The sequence below is a fragment of the Desmonostoc vinosum genome (assembly GCF_059505385.1).
The window spans coordinates 18,282-29,343 of the sequence record NZ_JCACKM010000090.1 but is presented as its reverse complement, the minus strand read 5'-3'; the positions used below and the strand labels follow the sequence as shown (position 1 = coordinate 29,343).

Sequence of the window (11,062 nt, the reverse complement as noted above, 5' to 3'; positions counted from 1 at the left end):
AATAAGTTGAACAATTTAATATTTGTAGTGCGAGCATCTTGCCCGCGCGAGCAAGATGCTCGCACTACTTATTTTTACTTGATGCCTTACCCCATCCCAAGGCTATCTCTCAAAATTTTTACCTTACCAAAAGCTTACCTTGACTTTTGGCTGCGGAAATCACACCATTGTTAGCTGTAAAAACTTTAATTCCTCGAACAGTTAAATAATCTTTATCATCAGTAATTATTTGTTTTATACCTGCTTTATCCATCGCTTATAATATCAGCAAGTCGTAACCATCAAGCAACTGAGTTTGAAACCCAGTAAGTGTGGTATTAGTTTTAGTTTCATCTATCAATATTTCCGTACAAGTAGCAATTGATATAACCTGTTTCCAAGCAATTTCTACTTCTGCAACTACCTTTGCTCTCATCATGACTTAAAATTACACATCCATCATCGCTTAAAATTTAAATATCCCAGCTGTTGATATTCACAAGCCTTAAAAATCATGTTAGATGAAACTACTATTGAGCAACGCTTGGTAAATCTTGAACGTACAGTTACCGAACTCAAACGTCTGCTGATAGCATCTCCCACCCCTAGCAATTGGTTAGAAAAAGTGACTGGTTCCATTTCTGATGAGCAAACTTTCCTGGAAGTTTTGGAATATGGAAAATCGTTACGTTACGCAGACAAACCCGCAGACGAAATGAGTGAATAAGTGTGAAGTACCTTTTTGATACCGACCACATTAGTTTTATACAACGCCGTTCCAGTCAAGAATACGCAAATATAGCTGCTAAAATTGCTAAACACTCACCCGGAGATTTTGCATTTTCTATTGTTAGCCTTCACGAGCAGGTACTTGGTGCAAATGCTTTTATAAATCGCACCCAAACATCGGCTGATACAATTCGAGGGTACGCCATATTACTAGAGATTTTGCAAGGCTTTTCCGTTGCTCCAGTTCTAGCATTTGACGCAGCATCCGCCACAATTTTTGACACACTAAGAGCAAAACGGGTTCGTATCGCTACAATGGATTTACGAATCGCATCAATAGCCCTTTCCCAGAATTTAGTATTATTGACTCGAAACAGTCGTGATTTTAGCCAAGTACCAGACTTGGTGACAGAAGATTGGACAGTATAAATAAATTACCAATTGGAAATCACAATTGTCAGTTTTGGCTAGGTGATACTTGCTACTTACCCAATTCCAAAGCTATCAATATAATAGCTACCTGTATCACCTATCACGCCCATGAGTGCCGAATATTCCGAAGACCGCCTAGTACAACAAACTACCGCTAACTTCTTTGAACAAACCCTGAAATGGCACTCAGTTTACGCATACAAAAAAGAAACCTTCGGCACTAACGGTACACTAGGACGCAAAGATAAACGAGAAGTTGTCCTCACACGCTATCTTCGCCAAGCATTAGAGAAATTTAATCCTGGTCATCCACAGCAAGTATACGACGATGCGATCGCACAATTCACCACATCCAATATTTCAGACCAATTAGTTACCATCAACCAGAAAAAATACCAACTCATCCGCGAAGGTATCCCAGAGAAACCCTACAAAAATCCAGAGGGTGAAACTATCAATCCTCGCCTCAAAGTGATTGACTTTCAAAACCCCGAAAATAATCATTTCCTGGTTGTGCGGGAGTTGTCTATTAAAGGTTCTCTCTATTCCAAACGGCCTGATATCATCGGTTTTGTTAATGGAATTCCTTTACTATTTATTGAACTTAAAGCCACCCATCGTAACGTCAGAGTGGCTTACGAAGACAACTACACTGATTACAAAGACACTATACCCGAAATTTTCCATCACAACGCCATAGTCATGTTAAGTAATGGAATAGAGGGTAAAGTAGGTAGCATCACCAGTTGTTACAGCCATTTTCAAGAGTGGAAACGTCTAGAGGAACAGGAACTCGGCAAAGTTGACTACCAAACAATGTTGATGGGGATGTGTCGTAAAGACAATTTCCTCGACATCATCGAAAACTTCATTCTCTTTGATGACAGTAGCGGTAAAACTATCAAAATTCTAGCTCGTAATCACCAGTTTCTTGGTGTTAACCGCGCATTTACCGCCATTCAACAGCGAGAAGTTCGAGAAGGTAAGCTTGGCGTTTTTTGGCATACTCAAGGTAGCGGTAAATCTTACTCGATGGCATTTCTCACTCGCAAAGCCCACCGCCAATTACCAGGTAATTTTACCTTTGTCATCGTCACAGACCGCCAAGAATTAGATAATCAAATCGTAAAAACCTTTGCTGGCGTTGGTGCTATCAAAGAGACTAATACTCAAGCGGCCAGTGGTGAACAATTAGCTGAATTACTCAAAGACAACCATCGCTACGTTTTCACGCTTATTCACAAATTCAACAAACCAGGTGAGATTTACTCCCTCCGTCCCGATATTATCGTCATCTCCGACGAAGCGCACCGCAGCCAATACGGTAAACTTGCGGAAAATATGCGCTCCTGCTTACCCCATGCATCTTTCATCGGCTTTACTGGTACACCCTTGATGGAGTCGCAAGAAGACCAACTTACTCGTAGGGTTTTCGGTGGCTACGTTTCCACCTACGACTTCCAACGTGCTGTCGAAGATGGTGCAACAGTACCCCTTTACTACGACAATCGAGGCGAAGAATTATATTATGACGACAAAGGTAATCAACGCCAGGTTGCAGCTGACGAGGAACTAAATCAACGCCTCGCTACTGCTATTGAACAATTTGACCTTGACGCTGAACAAGAACAAGCCGTCCGTCACCGCTTGGGGGGAGAATATCTCATCCTCACCGCCGAAAAACGTTTAGATCGAATCGCCCAAGACTTAGTAGCTCACTATACCCAACGTTGGCAAACAGGAAAAGCCATGCTTGTTTGTCTAGATAAGATTACTGCGGTGCGAATGCACGGACTAATCGATAAATACTGGAAACAAACAATACAAGCACAGAAACAATTAGTCAAACAAGCTGCTGATGAACAAGAGGAAGTGGAACACCAGCAACATCTGCAATGGTTGCAGTCAACCGAATATTTAGTTGTGATTAGCGAAGCCCAAAACGAAGTTAAAACTTTCAAAGATTGGGGTTTAGATATAATTCCCCATCGCCAAATTATCAAAAGTCGCAATCTAGAGGAAGAATTTAAGAACGAAAAACACCCTTTCCGCCTTGCTATTGTCTGCGCCATGTGGTTAACAGGCTTTGATGTTCCCAGCCTTGCCACATTATATATAGATAAACCCTTGCAAGGACATACTCTCATGCAAGCGATCGCTCGTGCAAACCGCGTCTACGAAGGGAAAAATAACGGGTTGTTAATTGATTACAACGGTATTTTAACAAGTCTCCGTGCTGCCCTTGCTAGATACTCTCGCGCAGAAGTAGGAAGCGAAGATGAAAGTATAACACCTTACAACGACTTGAACCAATTACAAGCAGATTATGCGATCGCACTTCAAAGTTGTATTGACCACATCGCCAATCTGGGGTTTAACTTGCAAGAATTGGTAGAAACAGCAGGCTTTGATAAAATTGCTGCTTTAGCAAATGCAGTTAATGCAGTTTGTACTAATGATGAATCTCGCGCCCGCTTTGAAGTATTAGCAAGGGAAGTCTTTAAAAAGAAACAGGCGCTAATTACTGAACCGAAATTAACAGCACCTTACCAAGGAAGATATAACGCCATTGAGCAAATTTACAAATACTTACACGAACAACACAAAATATCTGTAGATATCAAAGCTGTTCTCCGTTCTTTACAAGGTATTGTTAGCGAGTTTATCAACGTTGATACTTCTCGTCTTCCAGGTTCAGAGTCAGGCAAAACTTACGATATTAGCAATATAGACTTTGAGTTATTAAAAGCAGAATTTGCCAATTCCTCAACTAAAAATACCTCAGTTCAAACTTTGAAAGAAGCCGTCGAACGCCAACTTCAGCGAATGATACAAAAAAACCCATCTCGCATTGACTACTACACGCGCTATCAACAAGTTATCCAAAACTATAACCGCGAAACTGACCGAGTAGCCATTGAGCAAACTTTTGAGGAACTGCTGAAACTTGTCAAAGACCTGTCCGAAGAAGATACTCGTGCTGTCCGCGAAGGTTTAAGTGAAGAACACCTTGCCGTTTTTGACTTGCTTTGCTCATCTAAAGATAATTTAGATACAACGACTAGAAACCGCGTTAAACAAGTTGCTCAATCTTTAATTGAAGCCGTGAAATTACAATTACAGCAACTAGAAAACTGGCGAGATAAGGAATCTACAACAGCCACAATTAAAAGTTTTATTTACGATTATTTATACAGCGAAGACACAGGTTTACCTGTAGATGCTTACGATGATAGCGATGTAGATAACTTGAGTAATATAGTATTTCTCCATATTTATCAGCAGTATAAAAATGCTAACAAGCATACTTATGCTGCGTAATAATACTTGATATTACTCGCTGATTTGTCTTCAACGACAATTAATCAGTCACTGTACACGCGGACAAGTAATGAGGCAATCGACATTTAAGCTGAAAGCCAGCAGTCGGATTTGAACCGACGACCTTCCGATTACAAGTCGGATGCACTACCACTGTGCTATGCTGGCAACAATGACTATGGTTTTTTAGTCACTAACCGATTTCTCATCATACCATATTTGACAAGATTGTCCACCATTAATGCCCCTTTTTTTCCACCTGCTGCGCTTTTGTGGGTAATGTTGCGTATTTTTACCATAACCACCCATTATCGTGATTTTCTGGAAACATAGAGATGGGTAGGTGAGGAGAACGCGAAAGTGGGAGTAATTTACATAGGCGATCGCAAAGCTGGCAAAACTCACCTGGCAATGGAGTCTTCTAACCCCCAAGGTAACTATGTCAAAGGCTCACAGCCAATTTACCAAAGATTTCAAACGTTGCTATACGATAAAGTCAACAATAAAACTTTAGCAACCGATGCTAGGCAAAGCGCCTATCGCCGCACCTTAGAACTACAAGTTCAAACTCGCATTCGCTCTAAACAAATTATTGTTGATTGGTTCGATACAGCTGGTGAAATTTGGCGTAAGAGTTGGCAATCAGATAATCCACAAGAGTGGCAGAGATTTTTAGAAGCATCTAGTAGTAGCGAAGCAATTATTTTAATACTGCCACCCCATAGAGATTTAGTTTTAAATTTAGATCCGGAAATTGATGAAGATCCAGGGCCATTTTCTACATTAGAACAGTGGTGTTATCGGTTTAATGAATGGGTAAGATTTTTTTGCGATGATTGCCCCAAATCAAAGCATTTATTAATTTGTCTTAATAAGGCCGATCTATTTTGCGACCTCAATCAAGAAGCTGAGAGGCTGGCATATAGACACGACGCTTACACGATGGATTGGTTTGATCGTCATCAATACGTTTATCAGCGTTATTTTCGACCTATTCGTTCCCAAATTCAACAAATTAATGATACTTTTACAGGCTTATCGATTCGCTGTTTTATTACTAGTATCAAAAGCCGTTCTTTATTAGAATTGCCCTGGTTATATTTGGCAAATTATTTAGAAGAAGTATAGATAAATATGGTCAAAAAATTTACAGGAGAAATTATTACAATTATTGGCCCTAAAAATTCTGGCAAAACCACTTATTTAGCTGGGTTAGCAGATTGGCCTCAAAAAAGAACCCAAATCGGCAAAAATAGCCCATATCTTGTTGAGCCTTTTGGGGAACATGGGCAAAAACTCCGCCAGGAAGTTTACGAAAAAATTTTGGAAGGGGCTTATCTGAAACCAACAGAAGTTAAATCCAACTTAAATGACTTACCTCGTTACATGTTCAATATAAAAATTCAACGTTTATTTGGAGAGGAAAACATTAGATTAGTTGTCAGAGATTATCCCGGTGAAATATATAATCAACTTGCAAAAGCGTCTCCCTTGCCACAGCTAGAACAAGAATACATGAAAGAATGCTTGAAAGCAGATGTGATTGGCTGTTTAATTGTTTTGGATAAATGGGAAAGGGATAACGATATAACTTATAGCGAAGCTATGAGAAAATTCATTACAGAAATGGACAGAGAAAAAAGGTTAACAGGCTCTAATCCATTAAGAATAGCAGTAGCGATGAGTAAATGCGAAAGAGGTGAAATTTGGCCTGGTAGACTTGATCCAGAAACAGATATATTTAGTACTCATCTGCCTGGAACTACTCAAATATTAAAAAGCAAACTCAAACATAATGTGAAGTTTTTCGCGATTTCTACCTATGGAGTTTTAAAACATAATGACCCTCGACCTAACCGCAAAAGCGAAAAAAGAAAAGACAGTGAAGGTCAAGAAATTGAGCTTTCAGTATTAAGAGAAAAACACGATTGGCATCCATACGGCATGATTGCACCTCTATATTGGCTAAGTAAGGGAAAGGCAATGCAACATGGTGTTTAATAGAAATCTCAAAAATCAAACCACACAAGCGACTCAAGTCAAAACGATTCGAGTAGTCGGCGATCGCGCCGCTGGCAAAACCACCTACTTAACAGCCTTGGCTTGCTTATCTGGAGATGATCCTGATAGTCCAGTCAAAAGAGTTGTGGCTATGGGTGAAGAAACCGAAAACCTTGTTCGTAAAGCCAAAGATTGCTTAGATAGCAAACAAGAAATATCTCCCAATGTTTACGGAGATGGGATTGAGAAAAGTTATGTTTTTAAAATTGAATTTAAAGAAAAATCTTTGCCATTTTCTTATCCTACAGTCTTAGGGATTCAATGCAAAGATTATCCAGGAGAGTTTTTCTGTGACTTGAAAGATAAAAATAACCCAGAATTATTAGAAAAATATATCAAAGATTGTGTAGAAGCAACCGGAATCTTGCTTTTATTGGATGGAACTGCCCGTAGAGACGGATATTATACTGATTGCATTCGGGAATTCTTAATTCAGCTTGATAGATCTAGTTCTCAAAACGCCATACCAAATCGCAGAGTCGCTATTGCTTTAACTAAATGCGATCGCGAGGAACTATGGATACATCGTGACAGCCCAAGAGATAAAATTATGGCACGTTTTCAAGGAGTAAATGGACAACTACAAAATTTAAAATATATCCATGTAGATTACTTCGCCACCTCCGCCTTTGGCATGTTGGGAAATGAATACGAAATATCTAATTCTACAGTTGAAAGAACAGATGATAGCGGCACACGAGCCATTATCAAAGAATCAAACTCAAGATTGTGGCGACCTTTTGGTCTAGTAGAACCCATTTATTGGCTATATACAGGAAAGCGATATTAATCATCAAGACTTTTCAGATCAAAAAAAGGTAGAGATAAATGCTTTATTACAACATTGATGAATTTAGTCTTGGAATAGAAGCAGAAGCAACTTCAGAGGGAAAGTGGATTTCCAAAAGATTTACAGGGAAGTGGATGAACTCTACCCAAACTGTAATTCCCAATATTATTGAACAGGCTATAAATAGCGATGACTTTGCAACTAGAAGCACATCTAGTTTAAATCCCGCAATCATTGGTAGAGTTCTTCGCAGCAAGGAAAATATTTATTGGTCAGTAATAGCTATTGCTACTCCAGCAACAGATGAATCGCGTATTTTCACAGCCTATCGTTACTTTTATTGTGAAGGAAAAGATAACCTCTGTTTAATAGTAGGTTGGCTCAATAAACAAATAGCAGCCAATAAAACACCTGTTTTTAATCCATTTAATGACCAAATTAGAACCATTATTATAGATGAGCATGATGCCGAACAATATAGAAAACAGGCCTATCAATTAGATAAGCAAATCAATAACAGTCCTGACCTCTTAGACTGGTTAAAAAGAAACTCCCCACCTCCCATCAAGATCAAGCCAACAACACAATATTCAATAGCAGAAATCGACAGACTAGCGACCAAAATAGCCCAAGAACACGATTATCTCATCTCTTGGTCACATAACGTTGAGGCACTCGACAAACCAGAAAGATTTTTGATCATTCAACCTGCCAGCCAGGAAGCATACGAAAAAAACTTTCACTCGGTTAAACGCTATCCTGTTGTTGTTCCAGTCACCACCAATGAAACAGAATTTAAATCAGCAATTAAAGATTTAATAAGATTAAAAAAACCTAATGAAAATTTAAAAATCATTGAATACACCTTAGAATCTCTAAAGAACGAAAACACCGAAGTATCAAAAAAATATTTAAACCAAGTTTTTGATGATTTGGGGGCGAGAACTGAACTTCGAGAACCAGCTTACACTTTAGATATGATGGAACTCTTGACTGTGAGAGCCATTGTGCTACCTGAAACATTAGCTCCAGAATACGCAAAATATGCACATTTAGAGCAAAACTTGCAGGCTAATTTACCATTTAGCAATAAAAATATTAGGCAGCAGTCTTTAGATTTTCAAGCTGAGTTACGAAAACAAATCAAATTATTGTATAACTCATTACCCAATTTAAACCGCAAACTTAGAGACGGACTTTTAATTGCAATTCAACAACTTCTGCAAAACGGGATATCAAAAAATACTGTCATTAGCTTGATGACTGAACGAAATAGTATTTGGCGTCTGGCTAATGACGAATTGCTTACAACCATTCGCTATGATTTATGGCAAATCTACGAAATACACAGACCGAGAAAAGTAGGAGAAACCCAAACTCAAAAAACATTAGAAGATCACAGTGGACTGTGGAGAGATTTGATTAAAGGTTACTGGAGAAATAGACAACATCATGGCACTTATCAACCTCTGACTATTTATAAACCTCTAGCAGAATTGTTTTCCACATTACAGCTAGATGATTTAGCCGCTTACTTTTATAAAGTTAGTACAGGTAAATTTCCTCATAAAGTATTAAAAAATTTGCAAACCAAAAATATCACTGATGTGTTTGGAATAGCAACAGTTACACCTAAACCTTACAATCAACCGGAAGATGAAAACTCAAGTAAATCAGTAGAATTATCTAATTTATTTATATCTGCTTTCTTAATAGTTATCCTCCTTGGGAAATTACTTGAGCTAGGCATTATTGGTTTTCTCGCATCTATTCTGAGAGAAAATAGTCGGGTACTGCAATTTATTTGTGTTGGAATAGCAATCTTATTAATTTTTATCTATACACAATTTAATCGAGTAAGAGCCTGGACTAAAAATTATGCTCTCACACTGATAATTCTTGCTTTTACGATTGGCAATTTTATAGGAGGTACTTTCAATAAAACTACACCTCCTCAACCCCCTATTGTTGAATCAACTCCAACTACCTTAAATAATGCTCAAGTTACAGCAAAATTAGATAAAGCAGTTGAATCATTTGCTCAACAAAATAAAACTCGTGATGCTATCCGAAAAATCCAGCAAAATATTATAGATGACAGTGAACTTTTAGTTTATTCTCTTCAAGAAGAGGAAGTGACAAAGGCATTAAAAACTGTAATCGAGCTAGATAAAAATGTTGATTTGACAGAAATTATACAAAATATAAATGAAAATAACAAAAACAAATTCCAACAAAAGCTCAGACCAGTAGTTACAGCTATATACAAGTTTCAAAATGAAAATAAAATTGCTGATGATGGCATTATTAACTTAGTAAATGTACAAAATACACCTAATAGTACGATGAGAATTTTACAAGATAAAGTGAAACAGCAAATACGCAATCAAAAGGCAGGTAATACTGATTAGTTAAGTCTAGATAAATACTACACAGACAAAACCCACCTCCGTGGGTTTCAAAACTTTAATTTTCCGTGTTTTCCACGGAGGTGGACTTCGCTTGTGTAGCAGCGAATTTTATTCGCCCAAAACTTTTCAAACTTCGACTCCCAGACTACGTAAATCAGTTCAAAAATCAAAGCCAACTGCTATATGAAATTATGGATTTACATTTTATCTGGAATTACCTTTGCCTCAATTGGTTGGAATCTTAGTCAGTTTGTCATTGAATACATAGCTTGGTTTAAGCAATTTCCAGAGTTAGCTCAATCTCCTTGTGTTGCTGCTTCTTTATCTGCGGGAATGGTACTAACTGAAATTTTTTTGAGTAATCCTACTAGATTTAAGTTAAATTTACTCAGACTGGGGATACCCGTCGCCACTGCCGCTGGGTTAGGACTTTTTATTGGGTTGATAGCTGGGGGAATATCTCAATTTTTACTTTTAGATCAGATTCAAAAGCTTTTATTCTTTTTCGGTAGCCCTCCCGCCGTGAGAATTATCCGTTGGATGATTATTGGGATTGCTGTTGGGCTAACAGAGGGATTAAGTTGGTATTGGCGGAGTGTGGAATCAGGTAAAAAGAGGCGTTATCAGCAGCGCCTGCAAACAAATGTCATCGCAGGTGCGAGTGCTGGTTTCATCGCAGCGATAATATTTGAACTACTACGATTAATTTTTAAATTATCTGTAGAAAGTTTTCAAGATCAATTTAAACAAGATTGGGGATTCTCAATTTTAGGATTTGAGAATTTTGCTGGATTGCTTTTGTTAGGTTTAGTGCTTGGTATAGCTTTCAACTTTGCCACATCTCCGAGTTATGTAGCGGCTTTAAGGGCTGGTGCTGGTTTTGAATATAGTAAATATAATGAAGAACCTGCAAAAATCAATAAAGATAAACCAATTCAAGTCAAAGATCAAAATAATAATAGTAAAGAAAGTGATTACAGATTAGAATTTGTCACTAATGAACACTTAGATGCGATTGAAGAAGGTTTATCTACTCAGCTACCACCAAGAGGTACTATTACAATCGGCTCAGAACCAAGGGCGCATATCTGCATTCCTGGTTTACCTCCTCATCTGGCCGACTTAGATATAGAAGAACGTGGTGCATTATTAAAACCGAATAGTAAGCATTACCGATGTATATCAATTAATGGAAATATTCTCACTTCCAGCGAACCACGTCGTCTAAAACACAACTCTATTATCACTTTTTATTGTCATCCAAATCGTAGTAGAAAAGACGGTAAAACAATGTTCCGCTTTGTCTTCTACAATCGCTTTTTAGATCCTGAAGGTTAAG

At 38.1% G+C, this 11,062-nt stretch carries 9 protein-coding genes and 1 tRNA gene; 8 read left to right on the top strand and 2 right to left on the bottom strand.

Annotated features, from left to right (window positions below; all coding sequences use genetic code 11):
- Positions 1 to 256: 256 nt before the first annotated feature.
- Positions 257 to 418, bottom strand: coding sequence for a hypothetical protein (locus AC5JMF_RS15355; RefSeq protein ID WP_495796593.1), 162 nt, complete (start codon positions 416 to 418; stop codon positions 257 to 259).
- Between the two features lie 75 nt (positions 419 to 493).
- On the opposite strand from AC5JMF_RS15355, the gene AC5JMF_RS15350 reads away from it, so the two are divergent.
- The 3 genes from AC5JMF_RS15350 (at position 494) to AC5JMF_RS15340 (ending at position 4,461) form a co-directional block, all read left to right on the top strand.
- Complete coding sequence (locus AC5JMF_RS15350) at positions 494 to 706, top strand: transferase hexapeptide repeat containing protein (protein WP_375500840.1); 213 nt, start codon at positions 494 to 496, stop codon at positions 704 to 706.
- 2 nt (positions 707 to 708) lie between these two features.
- Complete coding sequence (locus tag AC5JMF_RS15345) at positions 709 to 1,137, top strand: type II toxin-antitoxin system VapC family toxin (protein WP_495796592.1); 429 nt, start codon at positions 709 to 711, stop codon at positions 1,135 to 1,137.
- A gap of 111 nt (positions 1,138 to 1,248) precedes the next feature.
- Positions 1,249 to 4,461 (top strand): type I restriction endonuclease subunit R, encoded by a 3,213-nt coding sequence (locus tag AC5JMF_RS15340; protein WP_495796591.1) that lies wholly within the window; start codon positions 1,249 to 1,251, stop codon positions 4,459 to 4,461.
- A gap of 96 nt (positions 4,462 to 4,557) precedes the next feature.
- Here AC5JMF_RS15340 and AC5JMF_RS15335 read toward each other — a convergent pair.
- Positions 4,558 to 4,629, bottom strand: a tRNA-Thr gene (locus AC5JMF_RS15335).
- A gap of 192 nt (positions 4,630 to 4,821) precedes the next feature.
- Between AC5JMF_RS15335 and AC5JMF_RS15330 the strand changes: the two genes are divergently transcribed.
- The 5 genes from AC5JMF_RS15330 to AC5JMF_RS15310 all read left to right on the top strand — a co-directional run bounded on the left by AC5JMF_RS15330 (position 4,822) and on the right by AC5JMF_RS15310 (position 11,061).
- The gene (locus AC5JMF_RS15330; protein WP_495796590.1) at positions 4,822 to 5,589 is read left to right on the top strand and encodes a hypothetical protein; all 768 of its coding nucleotides are present in this window, start codon (positions 4,822 to 4,824) and stop codon (positions 5,587 to 5,589) included.
- Between the two features lie 6 nt (positions 5,590 to 5,595).
- Positions 5,596 to 6,462 carry a hypothetical protein gene (locus AC5JMF_RS15325; RefSeq protein WP_495796589.1) on the top strand — a complete coding sequence of 289 codons (867 nt, stop codon included), beginning with the start codon at positions 5,596 to 5,598 and terminating at the stop codon, positions 6,460 to 6,462.
- A complete protein-coding gene (locus AC5JMF_RS15320) occupies positions 6,452 to 7,312 on the top strand; it encodes a hypothetical protein (protein WP_495796588.1) in 861 nt (286 codons plus the stop codon). The genes AC5JMF_RS15325 and AC5JMF_RS15320 overlap by 11 nt, the downstream gene beginning before the upstream one ends.
- Before the next feature lie 38 nt (positions 7,313 to 7,350).
- Positions 7,351 to 9,723 carry a hypothetical protein gene (locus AC5JMF_RS15315; protein WP_495796587.1) on the top strand — a complete coding sequence of 791 codons (2,373 nt, stop codon included), beginning with the start codon at positions 7,351 to 7,353 and terminating at the stop codon, positions 9,721 to 9,723.
- Positions 9,724 to 9,906: 183 nt separating this feature from the next.
- Complete coding sequence (locus tag AC5JMF_RS15310) at positions 9,907 to 11,061, top strand: hypothetical protein (protein WP_495796586.1); 1,155 nt, start codon at positions 9,907 to 9,909, stop codon at positions 11,059 to 11,061.
- Position 11,062 lies beyond the last annotated feature (1 nt).

What these genes read in the sequence shown, in the direction of transcription:
- AC5JMF_RS15315 (WP_495796587.1), top strand. Translation starts at nt 7,351, where the DNA reads ATGCTTTATTACAACATTGATGAATTTAGTCTTGGAATAGAAGCAGAA.
- AC5JMF_RS15350 (WP_375500840.1), top strand. Translation starts at nt 494, where the DNA reads ATGTTAGATGAAACTACTATTGAGCAACGCTTGGTAAATCTTGAACGT.
- AC5JMF_RS15320 (WP_495796588.1), top strand. Translation starts at nt 6,452, where the DNA reads ATGGTGTTTAATAGAAATCTCAAAAATCAAACCACACAAGCGACTCAA.
- AC5JMF_RS15355 (WP_495796593.1), bottom strand. Translation starts at nt 418, where the DNA reads ATGATGAGAGCAAAGGTAGTTGCAGAAGTAGAAATTGCTTGGAAACAG.
- AC5JMF_RS15340 (WP_495796591.1), top strand. Translation starts at nt 1,249, where the DNA reads ATGAGTGCCGAATATTCCGAAGACCGCCTAGTACAACAAACTACCGCT.
- AC5JMF_RS15325 (WP_495796589.1), top strand. Translation starts at nt 5,596, where the DNA reads ATGGTCAAAAAATTTACAGGAGAAATTATTACAATTATTGGCCCTAAA.
- AC5JMF_RS15310 (WP_495796586.1), top strand. Translation starts at nt 9,907, where the DNA reads ATGAAATTATGGATTTACATTTTATCTGGAATTACCTTTGCCTCAATT.